Consider the following 15,275-nt stretch of genomic DNA (forward strand, 5'->3'; position numbering starts at 1 on the left):
ATTCCAACCACACCCTGATACGCCGCGGACGCGTACGTAGATGCGTGGGAAAAGACACTTTCAGCGACATCACCGGCCTGCCGGACGACCTCGGAATCGGCGACGACCTCGCGCGGGCGGACCAGCGCGCGTCGATTCGCGTCGACACCCGACGGTACGGCAAGCCCGTGACGGTGGTCGACGGTCTCGACCTCCCGGCCGACGAACTGGACGCCCTCGCGTCGACGTTGAAGCGACGGCTCGCGGTCGGCGGGACCGTGACCGACGGGCGCATCGAACTGCAGGGCGAACACGGCGAGCGCCTCGAAGCCGCGCTCCGCGACGAGGGATTCGGCGTCGAGCGCTGAGCGTGTTATCGTGATTCGATAGCTCTCGCGGCCGAAAAGGGCGGATAACTGACGCGGCAACCGACGTGCGAGCGGTCGATGTCTCCCGGTCGCGTATTCCGGGAACGAACACAGTTGGTATATTCCAAACGAGATCCCATTACCTTGGGTCCGGAATACAGAGGTACTCAATGGACACGAAACACGTCGACTGGCGTTCGATGCGAGACGAGTCGGCACCGGCGGCGGGACCCGAAGCCCGACAGTCCGGCGACGAGCGCGACGAGGGCGAGGCCGAGACCGAATCGGCCGAGGCGGCGGTCGCGGAGCGGACCGACCTCGTCTACGACGAGCAGCACGGCGAGTGGGTCGACCCCGAGACGGGCGAAATCCTCCGCGAGGACGAAATCGACCGCGGCCCCGAGTGGCGCGCGTTCGACGCCGCGGAGCGCGACCAGAAATCCCGCGTCGGGTCGCCGACGACGACGATGATGCACGACAAGGGGCTGTCGACTAACATCGGCTGGCAGAACAAAGACGCCTACGGCAACTCCCTGTCGACGGGACAGCGCCAGAAGATGCAGCGCCTCCGGACGTGGAACGAGCGGTTCCGCACCCGCGACTCCAAAGAGCGGAACCTCAAGCAGGCGCTCGGTGAGGTCGAGCGGATGGGCTCGGCGCTCGGGCTTCCGGACACCGTCCGCGAGACCGCCTCGGTCATCTACCGCCGCGCGCTCGACGACGACCTGCTGCCCGGCCGCTCCATAGAGGGCGTCGCCACCGCCGCAATCTACGCCGCCGCTCGGCAGGCCGGCGTCCCGCGCTCCCTCGACGAGGTGCGGCGCGTCTCCCGCGTCGACAAGATGGAACTCACCCGGACGTACCGCTACGTCTCCCGCGAACTGGGGCTGGACATGAAGCCGGCCGACCCGGCGCAGTACCTCCCGCGGTTCGTCTCCGAACTCGACGTGAGCGACGACGTGGAGCGCCGCGCTCGGTCGCTTCTCGACAACGCGAAGCGGCAGGGCATCCACAGCGGCAAGAGCCCGGTCGGACTCGCGGCGGCGGCCATCTACGCCGGCGCGCTCCTCGCCGACGAGGAACTGACGCAGTCCGAGGTGAGCGACGTGACCGACATCAGCGAAGTGACCATCAGAAACCGCTACCGCGAACTCCTCGAAGCGACCCAGAAATCGGGCGAAAGGGCCGTCGGGTCGACCGCCTAAGCGGACGTTTCGAGCGCGAGAAGACGGTTCTTTCTTCGATTCGCGTCGTTTTCAGACGCCTCGTTCGGACTGTTCGGCCCGTTCGACCCATTCAGACTGTGCGGGTTCGACCGCGGGCGACGCGACGCCGTTCTCACGCCGTCAGCGGTTGCACGAACACGACGACGACGCGCGAGTCGAACTGCCGCGACCCGGCAGCGCGTCGCGGACGCGGTCAGCGAGTGCGCCCGCGGTTTCGCGGACTCTCCCCTCGGCGCTCGATTCGGCGCGTCGTTCCCGGTAGTCGAAGTAGAGCGCCGTCGGCAGGAGAAGCGAGGCGTACACGCCGCTGATAGCGACGGCAATCTGCATCGGATGGTCTGCGGGGATGACCGCCCAGCCGACCGCGATAATCGCCCACAGCGCGATTCCCTGCCGGATGGTCGGACACCATCGATTCGTGCGCGCCGACCGCGCCTGCACGTCGGCGGCGTCCATGTCGGCGTCATCGCCCGATTCGGACGCCGGGCGGTCCGTTCGATGGGACTCGGCTCGCGCATCGTCGGATAGCGTAGAGGCGTGACGGAACGTTCGTTCGGACATAGAATGGTATCGGCGGCTACGGTTCCGAGCCTAATGTGGTCTCGTTTGGAATATACCAACCACGAGGGCAGAGCCGGCGTTCGGACCCGCGGGTCAGACGCTCGCGCCGTCCACCGGTTCCGCGAACGCGACGGTCTGTTTCACGTCGGTGACTTCGACCTCGACGCGGTCGCCGGGTTCCGTGCCGGGGACGATGATGACGAAGCCGCGTTCGACCTTCGCGATGCCGTCGCCTTGGTCACCGAGCGTGTCGATGATGACGGACCGAACGTCGCCCTCCGCGACGGGCGGTTGTCGCGGCTGAGAGTGCGCTTCGCGGGGTCCAGACGCGGTGTCGGCGGCGGATTCCCGAGCGGGGTCCGAATCGATGTCGCGGTCGTCAGCGGTCGTCGTCGCCGTCGTCTCCGTCGTCGTCGCCGCCGCCGATTCGACAGCGGCCTCGGTCGCCGACGCGGCGTGCGGACTCGAAAGCAGCGCGACGCGGTACAGTTCCTCCGTCGAAATCGACCCGTTTTCGACGAGTTCGGTCGGAATCGACACCACGTAACGGTCGCCGTCTCGCTCGACCGACGTCTCGAAAAGGAGCCGAAGAGAATCTGAGATATCAGTCACTACCGCTACTTCGACTCAAACAAAATAAAAGGTGGTGAAAGTGACTACCGTTTCGGTCGCCGAGACACGATAGAATCCCCGGAAATCCGATTCGACCCGACCGGAATCATTCCCGAAGACACATGTCAACCCAATGCTAACTATCGGGCATGGCACGCGACACACTCGTTTCGTGGCAGACGTTCGCGCTGTTCGTCCTGTTTCCGCCGGCGGCGCTCGTCGCCCTCGTGTTCTTTCCCCTGACGCTGCTCGTCTTCGGGTGGCTGTACTACCGCGGCAAGTACGAGTCGATACAGGAGTCCGACGACGAGCAGACGGCCGTGGAGCCGAGCGACGCCGCTCGGTGAGTGACGCATCCGCGGGCGCGAACGTGGCCGGGCGGCCCCCCGAAGGGTCGGCCGTCCCACACACGGGCGAGCATTTCTCGTCGGGAAGACGGATGTCGACGAGACAACGGATTTTTGAGTTCGTCAACTGAGTGATTGAGTATGGTTTACGAGACTGGGAACCCGACTGTCGACGACGCGGTGTGGCGGGTGCTCGACGGCGACGAACTCGACCGGACCGACGGGATCGCGCTCATCGCGCAGCCGGTCGAGCCCCTCGCGGCGGGTGCCGACTACGTCCGCTCCGTCCGCTCCGACGGGACCGTCGACGCCTGTTCCATCGTCAACGCGAAGGCCGGCGACTGCGCCGAGGACTGCGGCTTCTGCGCGCAGTCGGCGCACTTCGACACCGGCATCGAGACGCACGGCTTTCTCGGGGCGGAAGCGGTGTTAGACGCCGCGCGGCGCGCCGAACGCGACGGCGCACAGCGGTTCGGCATCGTCGTCGCCGAGAAGGGCGTCTCGAAGGAGCGCCGACCCGACGAGTGGGCGGACGTGCTGGAGGCGATTCGACTCGTCCGCGACGAGACGAGCGTCGAAATCGACGCCTCGCTCGGCCTGCTCACCGAGGAGGAGGCGCGAATCCTCGCCGACGAGGGCGTGAACCACTACAACCACAACATCGAGACCTCGCCGCGGTACTTCGACGAGGTGGTCGGAACCCACGACTTCGAGGACCGACTCGTGACGCTCCGGCGGGCGAAAGACGCCGGGATGGACCTCTGTGCCGGTGTCATCCTCGGGATGGGCGAGACGCCGGCGGACCGGGTCGACGCCGCTCTCGAACTCCAGAAAATCGGCGTCGAGTCGCTCCCGGTGAACGTGCTCAACCCCGTCCCCGGCACGCCGCTCGGCGACGCCGACCACGCCGACATCACGACGACGGAACTCGTCAAGACCGTCGCAGTCTACCGACTGCTCCACCCCGACGCGCGCGTCCGTTTGACCGGCGGGCGGGAAGTGAATCTCGCGCCCGACGAGCAACACCTGCCGTTCGAGGCCGGCGCGGACGGCGTCCTCACCGGCGACTACCTGACGACCGACGGCCAGTCGCCGGCGGCCGACATCGAGGTCGTCGAGCGGGCGGGCCTCGAACCGAACCGCGCGGTCAACGACTTCGACGTGGACGCCGTCAAGCGCCGAGAAGCGAGAGACGGCTGAGGGGCTGACGAACCGCCGAGCCGTCGAACAGCCGAACCGCCGAACCACCGAACCGCCGAACCACCGAACCGCCGAACCACCGAACCGCCGAACCACCGAACCGCCGCCCGAGACGCGCCACATCACCCGAGCGCGCTGTGCCGGGACATGAGCGAGATGACCTGCCGGTGGAGCGCCTGATTGGACGCGACGACGGTGTCGCCGGTCACGTCGTCTATCGCCTCGACGTGCGTCACCTCGCCGCCGGCCTCGCGGACGAGAAGCGGGCCGGTCCTCGTGTCCCACATATCGAGGTTCTGCTCGAAGTACACGTCGAAGCGGCCGGCGGCGACGAGCGCCAACTCCGCGGCGGCCGACCCCATCCGGCGAACGCCTCGCGTCGACTCGCAGAGCGCTTCGAGGTACGCGCCGTCGCCGTTCGCTCGGGCCAGCGAGTCGAACCCGGTCACGACGAGCGCCTCAGACAGCTCGGCGGCGTTCGAGACCGAGAGTTCCCGCCCGTTGACGAACGCGCCTTCGCCCTCGATTGCGACGTACAACTGGTCCGCCGGGACGTAGTTGACGACGCCGACGTCGGGCCGCGTCGCACCCTCGTACATGATAGAGACAGAGAAGTGCGGCACGCCGTTGTGGAAGTTGACCGTGCCGTCGAGCGGGTCGACGACCCAGCGCGGCTTCGGGCGGAACTCCGGGGAACCCTCCTCGGAGACGACGTTGTCGTCCGGGAAGGCGGCGGCTATCACGTCGGTGATTCGCGCTTCGGCGGCTTCGTCCGCCGGGCGGTCGCGGAACCGCTCGCGCGAACTCGACTCGAACCGGGCCCGTAACTCGTCGCCGGCGACCTCGGCCGCCCGAATCGCGGTCCACAGGTAGCGGTCGTTCACCATGCACCGACGTGGCCGGGGCTCGTATATTGTGACTGCTATGTTGTCTCAATAGTAATCTGTTCAGTACGTTGCCATCATAGTACGGTTGATAAGTAGTTGTCGATGACGTATCGTATGCTCACTATCGGGCATCGAGGCTGTGCGGGCCAGTATCCAGAGAACACGATTCCCGCAATCGAGGGGTCCGCGCCCCACGTCGACCTCGTCGAGGTGGACGTGATGCGCTGTGGCTCCGGGGAGCTGGTGGCGTTTCACGACGACGACCTGTCGCGGCTGACGACGGCCGCGGGTCGACTCGACGAAACCGCCGTCGACGACCTCACGGCGCTTCGCGTCGACGGCTCGGAGGCGACGATTCCGCGGTTCGACCAGGTGGTCGAGGCGTGGCCCGCGGGCACCGGCATGAATCTCGACACCCGCGACCCGGGCCTCGTCGAAGACGCCTTAGCGGCCGTCGAGGGACTCGACGAGCGGGTCGTCTTCTCGTCGCCGTCGCGCGAAGCGGTCGATATCGCGCTGGAGACGCCGACGCCGGCCGAGGTCGGCTACTCGTTCCGCGACGACGTGTCCGCGGAGTTGACGTGGGCGGCAGAACGAGGCTGTGAGTTCGTCCACGTCGAACACGGCCTGTGTACCTCCTCGGACCTCGTGGAGCGCGCGCACGACGCCGGCCTGCTCGTCGACGCGTGGACCGTCGACGACGAAGCGACCGCGACGACCCTCCGGTCGCTCGGCGTGGACGCCCTCACCGTCGACCGATGGGATGTCGTCGCCCCGGAGGCGTGCTCGTGAACCCGACTCGACGCCCGAGGCCGTCGACCGCCTTTTTATACCCCAATCATAGCGGTACGAGCCACACCAGAGAACAACATATGTCTAATTATACTCCAAATAATAGGAAAATTTAAATTATGTGTTCGGATATGTCCCAGTACATGCCTGAAAATGGCCCTATCGGCGAGCGAGCCGAAACGACGAACCGAGCTATCGGACGCACAACCAGTCGGCGCGGATTCCTCGCGACGGCGGGGGCCGTCGGCGTCGCGGGACTCGCGGGCTGTTCCGGCGGCGGGGGCGACTCACCGACCGGGACCGAGGGCGGAAGCGGGAGCACCGAACAGTCGGGAACGACGGCGGGGACATCCGGCGCGCAGGACGTGACCGTCTCGTTTTGGCACATCTTCGGCGGCGAACTCGGCCAGACGCTGGGAGACATGGCCGCCGAGTTCTCACAGCAGAACGACGGAATCACCATCGAGGCGGTCAACAACGGCGGCTACCGGCAGAACCTCAACCAGTCGTTGCAGGCGTCGCGGGCCGGCGATCCGCCGGGTATCGTCCAGATATTCGAGGTCGGGACGCGACTCGCGCTCGACAGCGGCTCGTTCACGCCGGTCGAGGAGATTCTGCCGGAAGAGGAAATCGACTTCGACGACTTCCTGCCGTCAGTCTTGAACTACTACCGCATGGACGGGACGCTGAACTCGATGCCGTTCAACTCCTCGAACACCATCATGCTCTACAACAAGACCGCGTTCGAGGAGGCGGGCCTCGACCCCGAAACCCCGCCGCGGAGCCTCGCGGAGGTCCGGCAGGCCGCACAGACCATCGTCGACCAGACCGACATGGAGAGCGGAATCAGCTGGCCGAACCACACCTGGATGCAGGTCGAACAGCAGTTCGCCAAACAGGACCAAGTGCTCGTGAACCAAGAGAACGGCCGCGACGGTCGACCCGACCAGACGTTCTTCAACTCCGAGGCGGGCCGCAGCGTCTACTCCTGGTGGAAGGGGATGGCCCAAGACGGCCTCTATCTCAACCCCGGCATCGAGGCGTGGGGCGAAGCGCGACAGGCGTTCCTCACCCAGAAGGTGCCGATGCTGTGGGACTCCACGTCGAACATCGTCTCGATGCAGTCCGGCGCGAAGGAGAACGGCTTCGAACTCGGCTCCGGCTACCTGCCGACGCCCGACGGCGCGAACACCGGCGTCGTCATCGGCGGGGGGTCGCTGTGGGTTCCCGACGCCCTCTCCGACGAGAAAAAGCAGGCCGCGGGAGAGTTCATCGCCTACGTCACCCAGACCGAGCAGCAGGCGCGCTGGCACCGCAACAGCGGCTACTTCCCGGTCCGACAGAGCTCCATCGACCAGCTCACGGACGACGGCTGGTTCGACAACAACCCCAACTTCAGCACGGCGTTCGACCAGCTACAAGACACCGAAGACACGCCCGCGACTCGCGGCGCGGTGATGGGCGTGTTCCCCAAGACCCGGTCGATTAACGAGGAGATATCGGTCAGCATCATCAACGACCAACTCGGCGTCGAGGAGGGGCTGTCGCGGATGGACACGCAGGTCGGCGAGGCGCTCGCCGGCTACAACGGCAACTTCGACGGGAGCGAGTAGGCTCCCCCGACACGTTATTTACATGTCTACTGCCACAAAACCGTACGATTCGACGCTTCAGGCGGCGCTGTTGTTGCTCCCGACAGCTGCGGTACTCGTCGCGTTTCTGTACTACCCCGCGCTCGAAACGTTCCGCCTCAGTCTCTACGAGACGCTGTTTCTCGGACAGCGACAGACGTGGACCGGGCTCGGGAATTTCGTCACCCTGCTCACGTCGGGCACCTACCAGTACAGCTTCTTCATCACGGTCGCGTTCGCGGCGGTCGTCGTCTTCGGGACGCTCGGCGTCTCGCTGCTGATCGGCTACCTGATATTCTCCGTCGACGTTCGGTCGTCCGTCTATCTCGTCGCCGCGATTTGGCCGTACGCGCTCCCGCCGGCGGTCGCCGCGATTCTCCTGAACTTCATTCTCCACCCGAATCTCGGCATCTTCACCCACTACCTCGAACTCCTGACGCCGCTCACCTTGGACTGGTTCAACGACGGCCCGCAGGCGTTCGCCATCCTCGCGGTCGTCGCCGTCTGGAAACAGCTCGGCTACAACATCATCTTCATCGTCGCCGCGCTGAACAACATCCCCGAGATACTGACGGAGAACGCGCGCATCGACGGCGTCGGCCGGTTCAGGATGCTGTACAAGGTGTACGTGCCGATGATTGCGCCGACGATGACGTTCCTCGTCGTCATGAACACGATATACGCGTTCTTCTCGACGTTCCCGCTCGTCGACCTGATGACGAGCGGCGGGCCGAGCGACGCAACGAACTTCCTGATATTCAAGCTCTACCGCGACGCCTTCCAGTTCAACAGCCTCGGGCTGGCGTCCGCGCAGTCCGTGATTCTGTTCGTCGTCGTGTCGGTTCTGATGTACATCCAGCTTCGGTTCGCGTCGGGCTACGGGCGGTACGGAGGATAACGAGATGGCCACAGAGACAGACACCACGACGTTCGACGCGGGAAGACTCGCGCACCGACTGCCGGACGACGCGCTGCTGCACGGCGGCATCGTCTTCGCAATCCTCCTGATGGCGTCGCCGCTGCTGCTCGCGATTATCATGAGCACGCAGTCGACGACGGAGGTGTATCAGGTGACGAACCTCGGCCTCGGGTCGAGGGGGCTGTCGAACTACTCGGACGCGCTCGTGAACTACGACTTCAGCACGTACATGCTGAACTCGTTCGTGATGAGCGTCGTCGTCGTCGTCGGGAAGGTCACGCTCTCGCTGTTCGCGGCGCTCGCGCTCGTCTACTACCGCTTCCCGTACGAGCGGGCGGTGTTCATGTTCATCCTGCTGACGCTGTTGTTGCCGGTGCCGGTTCGAATCGTCCCGCTGTTCCAGCTGATGGCCGACCTCGGCTGGACGAACTCCCTGTTGGCGTTGACCGGACCCTACATCGCGAGCGCGACGGCCGTGTTCCTCTTTCGCCAGCAGTTCACGGGGATTCCGGCCTCGCTCGTCGAGGTCGCGCGCCTCGACGGCGTCGGCCCGCTCACCTTCCTGTTCAGGGTGCTCGTCCCGATGTCGAGAGGGATGATTGCCGGGGTGTGCGTTATCACGTTCATCTACACGTGGAACCAGTTCCTCTGGCCGCTGGTCGTCGTGACCGACAAGAGCAGTCAGGTCGTCCAAGTGGGGATTCGGTACCTCCAGGGCTCCGCGCAGGCGGGGCTGACGCAGTGGGGGCTCATCATGGCCGGCGCGGTCCTCGCGTTGCTCCCGCCGCTCGTGGTGCTCGTCGTGCTGCACCGACCGCTCCTGCGAACGCTCACCATCCAACAGAAATAGCGAACCCACCATGTCAGACATCACGATTCAGAACTTACGGAAGACGTACGACGACGTGCGCGCCGTGAAGGGTATCGACCTCGAAATCGAAGACGGCGAGTTCCTCGTCGTCGTCGGCCCCTCGGGGTGCGGGAAATCGACGACGCTCCGGATGCTCGCCGGCCTCGAATCGGTGACGGACGGCTCCATCGCCATCGGCGACCGCGTCGTCAACGAGGTGCCGCCGAAGGACCGAAGCATCGCGATGGTGTTTCAGAACTACGCGCTGTACCCGCACATGACGGCGGCAGAGAACATGAAGTTCGGCATGAAATCGGCCAGCGAGTTCTCCGCCGACGAAATCGAACGGCGCGTGGAAGACGCCACCGAGACGCTCGGTATCGCACACCTCCGCGACCGGAAGCCGAAGGAACTCTCGGGCGGGGAGCGACAGCGGGTCGCCATCGGCCGGGCGCTCGTCCGCGAACCGGACGTGTTCCTGATGGACGAGCCGCTGTCCAACCTCGACGCGAAGCTCCGGGTGCAGATGCGCGCCGAACTGCTCAAACTCCACCGCGACCTCGATACGACGACCGTCTACGTCACCCACGACCAGACGGAGGCGATGACGCTCGGCGACAGGGTCGCGGTGCTCGAAGACGGGAGGCTCCAGCAGGTCGCACCGCCCCAAGAGCTGTACGACTACCCGACGAACCAGTTCGTCGCCGGCTTCGTCGGCGAGCCCGCGATGAACTTCGTTCCCGTGGCGGTCCGCCGGCAGAGGAGCGAACTCGTCGCCGAAGCGCCGGGCCTCTCGCTCACGCTCCCTGCGGGCTCCGGGCTGGACGACGTGGACGACGACGGCCTCACCCTCGGCGTCAGACCCGAAGACGTGTCTCTCGTCTCGAACACCGCCGGGGCGTCGGAGTCGTTCACCGCCGAGGTGACGGTCACCGAACCGCTCGGCGAACTCCTGCTTCTGCACTGTCGCCTCGGCGACGAGGAGATTCGGGTCAAAGTCGAGCCGCGAAGCCGAATCACGGCCGGAGACACCGTCGAACTCGCCGTCGATACGGACCGCCTGCACCTGTTCGATGCGGACGGCGACGCCGTCTACCACTCGTCGGTTCCCGAGCGGGCGACCGAGAGCGTCGTAGCCGACTGACGAGGCAGGCGGCGAGGCGAGCGGCGAAGCGAACGCAGGGCGCGTCGCTACCGCCCGTCGAACGCCTCGGGCGACAGGTCGAGTCCCGCGCGCTCCTCGTCGGTGAGGTCTTCGAGGACGCTCGTGCCGGACCCCGGTTTCGAGTCCCACGACCAGTCCTCGTGAAGGCGGAGGCGGCCGTCTTCCAGTCGCTCGATGCGGTCCGTCGAGTGGCCGGTCGCAGTCGTCCCGTCGTCGGTGACGTGAGAGTACCGGAAGTCGAGCGTGTCGCCGCGGTGGCGGCCGACGAGGTGGCCCAGCCTGACGGTTCCGCCGCGGTACGCCGCGTGAATCAGGTCGCCGGACTGGTCGAACCAGAAGTGGGTGTCGCCGCCGACGTCGCCGCTCTCGGCGTTGGCGACCGATTTGAAGACGCGCCCGTCGAGGGACGGCGCGTGAGATTCGGACATAGTCCGTGTGCGAGGCGGACCGTTATGAGTGGTCCGCCGAGAACTGCGAGCGGCCGACTTCCCCCGGTCGACCGCCCGTCGCGGCCCCTGCACCACCACTACCACCAGCGGTCAGTAGCTACTCCGATCTCCCGAACCGGAGTCAGAGCCGTTTTTGACCGCGTCAGTCGCCTTTTCGATGCCTTTCTTGGCTTTCTCCTCGCTCACCTTCGTCCGCTTGCCGACCTGTTTGGCGACTTCGTCTTCGTGGCCCTCTACCAGTCCGAGCAGCCGTCGAAGCTTGCTCATCACGCCCATGGCGTCGGCAGTAGCGACCCCTCGGAGGAAAAGGTGGTGGCCCCGAACCGCGGAATCGACACCCGAGAGAGACGGCGGCCGGCTTCGGGTAGACGGTGAATCAACAGTCGAAAGAACGGCATATCTATAAATCCAATATATAATAAAATACTGAGAGGTGTGCGAGCAGTCAATCGTCTTTCTCTACGGTAGGAGAGGAGTGAACGGGTCGGTCGATACGGCCCGTTCGAAGGAACCAACAGACGAAAAAAGGAACTAGACGCAGTCTTCAGGCCCGCGAGGGTCGAGCTTTCGATACGTGCCGTTCGGAGCGACTCTCGCGTCGTCAGCACGAACGACGGCCTCGCGTGATGTTCGAGTCGGTAGCGGCAGTACGGTCGCTTTCGTCGGGTACAGTGATTGAGCGTCGGTTGTACTCTGGTAGCAAGGTCTCGAAACCGGCGAGTATCCGACGGCGGGTTCCGAGACGAGTGGGTCCATCGTCCAGTCCCGAGATTGAATGAAATATGGTATTTTTTCGATACTCCCGAATTTCTGTTAGTTCGTTCTGGCGTTCCTGTCGGGGCGACGAGCCATGGTCCCGATCGGCGTCTCAGCTTCCCCGGTAGGTCGTGTAGCTCCCCGGCGACAGCAACAGGGGAACGTGATAGTGCTCGTTGGCGTCGTCGACGACGAACCGGACCGGAACCGTCTCCAAGAACGACGATTCCGTGGGGCCGTCGCGGTAGTACGGGCCGACTTCGAACAGGAGTTGGTAGGTTCCGGTCTCCATCGCGTCGCCCGACAAAAGCGGTTCGTCGACCCGTCCGTCGTCGTTGGTCGTGCCGCGGCCGACCGTCTCCGCCTCGCCGGACGAATCCAGTTTTTGAAGCGTCACGTCGACGCCGGCCGCCGGTCCCTCGCTGCTGGTGTCGAGGACGTGCGTGGTTACTCCTTCGCTCATCTTACTGCTCGTCGAGGTCGCCGCGGTCCATCGAGAACTGCTGGAAGCCGGTCGGCGCGGGCGGCTCCCGCAGGACGCTGGCGTCGCCGTCGAGGTCGTCGCGGACGCTGAGCCAGGTGCGGTTGTTCGCCTCGAACCGAACGGACGCGAGCTGCGGATAGCGTTCGAGGACGCGCAGGCCGATTTGGTAGATGAGGTCCTGAATCGAGTTCGAGTCGACCTCGTCGAAGACGACGTGGGCGATGTCGCGGACCTGCTCGGACGGCACGTACCGTTCGGGGTCCTCGCCGAGCGCGTCTTCGGGGTCGTCGTAGCTCCAGAAGATATCGAGCGAGATGTAGAGCGTTCGGTCCTCGCGCTCCGGGAGCGTCGTGTACTCGTCTTGGACGTAGCCGGTGAACGAACTCCCCTCGACCTTGACCAGTTCGAGGCCGGTGACGCCGCTCGTCTGGTCGGTGATGACGGGTGTGCCGTCGTCTCGCGTCAGCGAGATGGAGCCGTAGCCGGACTCGTTGTCGGAGACGCGGAAGACGAGGTCGCTCGCCTCGTACCCGTCGCCGTCGTCCTCTGGGACGGGCAGTTCGTCGAATCGAATCTCGTCGGCCGACACCTCGACGGCGCTCATCTGCGAGTAGGTGTCCAAGAACCCCGACCCGACGAACTCCAAGAAGCCTTCGAGGGTGGCCCCGTCGTACTCGCCGGCGTGGTGGAGGATGAAGTTCTTCATCGAGTCCGTCGCCACGACCTTCGTGTTGTCGCCCTCGCTGAACGACGGCAGGAACTCCTCGCCTTCGACCTGCACGCGAACGTCGAGGCCGAACAGCACGTTGTCCCGCCCGTCGAACGACGACTCCGGAATCGTGCGAACGCCCTCCAGCGGGGTCGCGTACGTCCGGTAGACGGCGACGTTCTCCTTCCCGTAGTTCATCGTCCGCTGTTCGCCGCTGTCCGGGGCGTCACCGTCCACCGGTGACTGTTGCGCTGTCATAATTCGTCTATGAAAGGTGCATCGTTAAACAAAAATCTTTGCGTTCGCGTGACATACGCGACTCGTTTCGGCTTTGATTCAGACAGACAGTCGGTTCCTATTCTGACGAGAACCGCTCCGCCAACCGGAGTTCCGCAATCGTGTGGACCTCGTCCAGCGCGGTCCGAAACTCCGTCGACTCCGAGTGGTCGACCCGGCGTTCCATCGCCGCGGCAATCGCGTCGGGGTTCTCGTCTTTCACCGCCATGACGAACGGGAAGCCGAACCGCTCGCGGTACGTCTCGTTCAGTCGTTGGAACGTCTCGTACTGGCTCCGCGAGAGCGAGTCCAGCTCGGCCGACGCCTGTTCCGCCTCCGAGGCGTCGGTCATCTCGGTCCGCTCTCCGAGGTCGGGGTGCGCCCGGAGCAACTGGAGTTGCTTCTCGCGCGACGCGTCCTCGACGGCGCGCTTCATGGCCGACCGGAGTTCGTCCACGGACGAAAACGGTCGCGACGACCGCGCCCGCTCGGCGACCCACGGCGAGTGTTCGTATATCTCCCCGAACGCGTCCACGAACGAGTCGTCGTCGAGGCGGTTCACCTGCTGGAGCGTGAGTTCGTGCATCGTTGTTTGGCGTGCGTGACCTCGACACTTCAACCTACTCGTGAACCTCCCTCCTTCCGCGTCGAATCGGCGGGGGGCCCGACTCACGCGCTCCAATCGGGGCGCTCGCGCTCCACGAACCGGCCGTGGCCGGGGTCGCCGACGACCTCGCCGTCGGCCGCGACGACCTCGCCGCGGACGAGCGTCTTCGTCACCCGGCCCGTGACTTCCCGGCCCTCGTAAATCGAGTAGTCCGCCTTCGAGGCGTTCGCGTCGGCGGAAATCGTGTACGTCTCGTCGGGGTCGAACAGGACGATATCGGCGTCGGTTCCGGGTTCGAGCGTGCCCTTGTTCGGGAGGCCGAACGTCTCGGCCGGGTTCGAACACATCACGCGGACGAGGAACGGGTACGAGAGCCCGCGCTCGTTGACCGCCTCGTCGTGGAACACCGGGAGGCTGACCTGCACGCCGTTCGCGCCGAACGGGCCCTCCCACCACGGCCGGTCGACCTTGTCGGCGCGCTTCGAGGCGACGTGGTCCGTCGAGACGACGCTCAGCACGCCGCGGCGGAGGTATTCGAACATCGCCTCCACGTCGTCTTCCTTGCGGATGGGCGGCGCGATTTTCGGCAGGTTCCCCAGTTCCGCGTAGACGGAGTCGTCGAGCGTCGTGTAGTGCGTGCAGGTCTCCGCCCTGACCCGCGACCCGTCCTCGCGGTGGCGGGCGAGCGCGTCGGCGGCCGCCCGGCACGTCGTGTGGATGCCGTAGTATTTCGCCCCGGCCTCGGTCGCGAGCGTGACCGCGTCGGACGCGGCCATCGCCTCGGCGTAGTCGGGGCGAGACTGCGGGTACGTCTCGGGGGCGTCCTCGCCAGCGGCCCGGAGTTCGGCGGTGAGCGCCCGGCAGACCGAGTCGTCTTCGCTGTGGACCACGCCGACCGCGTCGTGTTCGGCGAGGCGGTCGAACACCCGCTTGAGAAAGCCGTTCGAGACGCCGAACTCGTAGGCGGTGTACATCTTGAACGAGGTCACGCCGTCGTCGACGAGCACCGGAATCTCCTCGAAGACCGCGTCGTCCTCCCTGAGAATCCCGCCGTGTAATCCGAAGTCGACGAGCGACTGTTCCTGTTGGTCGCGTTTGCGTTCGAGGCCCTCCGAAAGGGTCGCCGGCTCGTCCCACGGACTGTCCGCGCCCTCGTAGGCCTGCCACGCGAAGTCGATGAACGTGGTGACCCCGCCGAGCGCCGCCGCGCTGGACACGGTTCGGTAGGTGTCGATGGAGACGTGGTCGTCGACGTGGATGTGCGGGTCGACGACGCCGGGCATGACGACCTGTCCAGTCGCGTCGATTCGGTTCCGTCCAGCGGGGAGGGCGTCCTCGTCGCCGACGCCGACGATGCGACCCTCGTCGACCGCGACCGCGGCGTCGAGCGTCCGCGAGTCGGTGACGACGGTCCCGCCGGCGAGTATCGTGTCAACAGTCATCACGACACACTCCTC

Annotated in this window: 18 protein-coding genes; 9 read left to right on the top strand and 9 right to left on the bottom strand. The window is 65.5% G+C overall.

Going from position 1 to position 15,275, the window contains the following annotated elements; translation table 11 throughout:
- The first annotated feature begins 44 nt into the window (after positions 1-44).
- Positions 45-347, top strand: a complete 303-nt coding sequence (gene yciH / locus HVO_RS01375; RefSeq protein ID WP_004041255.1) for a stress response translation initiation inhibitor YciH — start codon at positions 45-47, stop codon at positions 345-347.
- A 170-nt stretch (positions 348-517) separates the two neighbouring features.
- The gene (locus tag HVO_RS01380; RefSeq protein WP_004041254.1) at positions 518-1,552 is read left to right on the top strand and encodes a transcription initiation factor IIB; all 1,035 of its coding nucleotides are present in this window, start codon (positions 518-520) and stop codon (positions 1,550-1,552) included.
- Positions 1,553-1,693: 141 nt separating this feature from the next.
- Here the strand turns inward: HVO_RS01380 and HVO_RS01385 are convergent, their stop codons facing one another.
- Positions 1,694-2,134, bottom strand: a complete 441-nt coding sequence (locus HVO_RS01385; protein ID WP_004041253.1) for a hypothetical protein — start codon at positions 2,132-2,134, stop codon at positions 1,694-1,696.
- Positions 2,135-2,227: 93 nt separating this feature from the next.
- Positions 2,228-2,746, bottom strand: a complete 519-nt coding sequence (locus HVO_RS01390) for a TRAM domain-containing protein (RefSeq protein ID WP_004041252.1) — start codon at positions 2,744-2,746, stop codon at positions 2,228-2,230.
- A gap of 149 nt (positions 2,747-2,895) precedes the next feature.
- Here HVO_RS01390 and HVO_RS01395 point away from each other — a divergent pair, with 149 nt between their 5' ends.
- On the top strand, positions 2,896-3,093 hold the full coding sequence (locus HVO_RS01395; protein ID WP_004041251.1) for a hypothetical protein: 198 nt from the start codon (positions 2,896-2,898) through the stop codon (positions 3,091-3,093).
- A gap of 141 nt (positions 3,094-3,234) precedes the next feature.
- Entirely contained in the window at positions 3,235-4,293 is a 1,059-nt protein-coding gene (gene bioB, locus HVO_RS01400) for a biotin synthase BioB (RefSeq protein ID WP_004041250.1), read from the top strand.
- Positions 4,294-4,415: 122 nt separating this feature from the next.
- Here bioB and HVO_RS01405 read toward each other — a convergent pair whose 3' ends face one another.
- A complete protein-coding gene (locus HVO_RS01405) occupies positions 4,416-5,180 on the bottom strand; it encodes an inositol monophosphatase family protein (RefSeq protein WP_004041249.1) in 765 nt (254 codons plus the stop codon).
- A gap of 114 nt (positions 5,181-5,294) precedes the next feature.
- Here HVO_RS01405 and HVO_RS01410 point away from each other — a divergent pair, with 114 nt between their 5' ends.
- From HVO_RS01410 to HVO_RS01430, 5 genes are all read left to right on the top strand, one after another.
- Positions 5,295-5,972: a glycerophosphodiester phosphodiesterase gene (locus HVO_RS01410; RefSeq protein ID WP_004041248.1), complete on the top strand. Its 678-nt coding sequence runs from the start codon at positions 5,295-5,297 to the stop codon at positions 5,970-5,972.
- A gap of 131 nt (positions 5,973-6,103) precedes the next feature.
- The gene (locus tag HVO_RS01415; RefSeq protein WP_004041247.1) at positions 6,104-7,585 is read left to right on the top strand and encodes an ABC transporter substrate-binding protein; all 1,482 of its coding nucleotides are present in this window, start codon (positions 6,104-6,106) and stop codon (positions 7,583-7,585) included.
- 22 nt (positions 7,586-7,607) lie between these two features.
- Complete coding sequence (locus HVO_RS01420; protein ID WP_004041246.1) at positions 7,608-8,501, top strand: carbohydrate ABC transporter permease; 894 nt, start codon at positions 7,608-7,610, stop codon at positions 8,499-8,501.
- Positions 8,502-8,505: 4 nt separating this feature from the next.
- Positions 8,506-9,372 carry a carbohydrate ABC transporter permease gene (locus HVO_RS01425; protein ID WP_004041245.1) on the top strand — a complete coding sequence of 289 codons (867 nt, stop codon included), beginning with the start codon at positions 8,506-8,508 and terminating at the stop codon, positions 9,370-9,372.
- 10 nt (positions 9,373-9,382) lie between these two features.
- The gene (locus tag HVO_RS01430; protein ID WP_004041244.1) at positions 9,383-10,516 is read left to right on the top strand and encodes an ABC transporter ATP-binding protein; all 1,134 of its coding nucleotides are present in this window, start codon (positions 9,383-9,385) and stop codon (positions 10,514-10,516) included.
- A 47-nt stretch (positions 10,517-10,563) separates the two neighbouring features.
- Here the strand turns inward: HVO_RS01430 and HVO_RS01435 are convergent, their stop codons facing one another.
- The 6 genes from HVO_RS01435 to HVO_RS01460 form a co-directional block, all read right to left on the bottom strand.
- Entirely contained in the window at positions 10,564-10,965 is a 402-nt protein-coding gene (locus HVO_RS01435) for a hypothetical protein (protein WP_004041243.1), read from the bottom strand.
- A 111-nt stretch (positions 10,966-11,076) separates the two neighbouring features.
- Complete coding sequence (locus tag HVO_RS01440; protein ID WP_004041242.1) at positions 11,077-11,262, bottom strand: hypothetical protein; 186 nt, start codon at positions 11,260-11,262, stop codon at positions 11,077-11,079.
- A 592-nt stretch (positions 11,263-11,854) separates the two neighbouring features.
- The gene (gene uraH / locus HVO_RS01445; protein ID WP_004041241.1) at positions 11,855-12,205 is read right to left on the bottom strand and encodes a hydroxyisourate hydrolase; all 351 of its coding nucleotides are present in this window, start codon (positions 12,203-12,205) and stop codon (positions 11,855-11,857) included.
- Position 12,206: 1 nt separating this feature from the next.
- Complete coding sequence (gene pucL, locus HVO_RS01450) at positions 12,207-13,193, bottom strand: factor-independent urate hydroxylase (RefSeq protein ID WP_004041240.1); 987 nt, start codon at positions 13,191-13,193, stop codon at positions 12,207-12,209.
- Between the two features lie 97 nt (positions 13,194-13,290).
- Positions 13,291-13,797, bottom strand: coding sequence for a 2-oxo-4-hydroxy-4-carboxy-5-ureidoimidazoline decarboxylase (gene uraD, locus HVO_RS01455; protein WP_004041239.1), 507 nt, complete (start codon positions 13,795-13,797; stop codon positions 13,291-13,293).
- Between the two features lie 83 nt (positions 13,798-13,880).
- Positions 13,881-15,260, bottom strand: coding sequence for a dihydroorotase (locus HVO_RS01460; RefSeq protein WP_004041238.1), 1,380 nt, complete (start codon positions 15,258-15,260; stop codon positions 13,881-13,883).
- Positions 15,261-15,275: the final 15 nt, after the last annotated feature.

This window comes from Haloferax volcanii DS2 (assembly GCF_000025685.1).
GTDB lineage: Archaea > Halobacteriota > Halobacteria > Halobacteriales > Haloferacaceae > Haloferax > Haloferax volcanii.

Excerpts from the sequence above, each read along its gene's own strand:
- HVO_RS01385 (WP_004041253.1), bottom strand. The coding sequence starts at position 2,134 with ATGTCCGAACGAACGTTCCGTCACGCCTCTACGCTATCCGACGATGCG.
- HVO_RS01410 (WP_004041248.1), top strand. The coding sequence starts at position 5,295 with ATGCTCACTATCGGGCATCGAGGCTGTGCGGGCCAGTATCCAGAGAAC.
- HVO_RS01415 (WP_004041247.1), top strand. The coding sequence starts at position 6,104 with ATGTCCCAGTACATGCCTGAAAATGGCCCTATCGGCGAGCGAGCCGAA.
- HVO_RS01440 (WP_004041242.1), bottom strand. The coding sequence starts at position 11,262 with ATGGGCGTGATGAGCAAGCTTCGACGGCTGCTCGGACTGGTAGAGGGC.
- HVO_RS01395 (WP_004041251.1), top strand. The coding sequence starts at position 2,896 with ATGGCACGCGACACACTCGTTTCGTGGCAGACGTTCGCGCTGTTCGTC.
- HVO_RS01405 (WP_004041249.1), bottom strand. The coding sequence starts at position 5,180 with ATGGTGAACGACCGCTACCTGTGGACCGCGATTCGGGCGGCCGAGGTC.
- HVO_RS01425 (WP_004041245.1), top strand. The coding sequence starts at position 8,506 with ATGGCCACAGAGACAGACACCACGACGTTCGACGCGGGAAGACTCGCG.
- HVO_RS01460 (WP_004041238.1), bottom strand. The coding sequence starts at position 15,260 with ATGACTGTTGACACGATACTCGCCGGCGGGACCGTCGTCACCGACTCG.
- uraD (WP_004041239.1), bottom strand. The coding sequence starts at position 13,797 with ATGCACGAACTCACGCTCCAGCAGGTGAACCGCCTCGACGACGACTCG.
- HVO_RS01420 (WP_004041246.1), top strand. The coding sequence starts at position 7,608 with ATGTCTACTGCCACAAAACCGTACGATTCGACGCTTCAGGCGGCGCTG.
- HVO_RS01435 (WP_004041243.1), bottom strand. The coding sequence starts at position 10,965 with ATGTCCGAATCTCACGCGCCGTCCCTCGACGGGCGCGTCTTCAAATCG.
- HVO_RS01430 (WP_004041244.1), top strand. The coding sequence starts at position 9,383 with ATGTCAGACATCACGATTCAGAACTTACGGAAGACGTACGACGACGTG.
- bioB (WP_004041250.1), top strand. The coding sequence starts at position 3,235 with ATGGTTTACGAGACTGGGAACCCGACTGTCGACGACGCGGTGTGGCGG.
- HVO_RS01380 (WP_004041254.1), top strand. The coding sequence starts at position 518 with ATGGACACGAAACACGTCGACTGGCGTTCGATGCGAGACGAGTCGGCA.
- pucL (WP_004041240.1), bottom strand. The coding sequence starts at position 13,193 with ATGACAGCGCAACAGTCACCGGTGGACGGTGACGCCCCGGACAGCGGC.
- uraH (WP_004041241.1), bottom strand. The coding sequence starts at position 12,205 with ATGAGCGAAGGAGTAACCACGCACGTCCTCGACACCAGCAGCGAGGGA.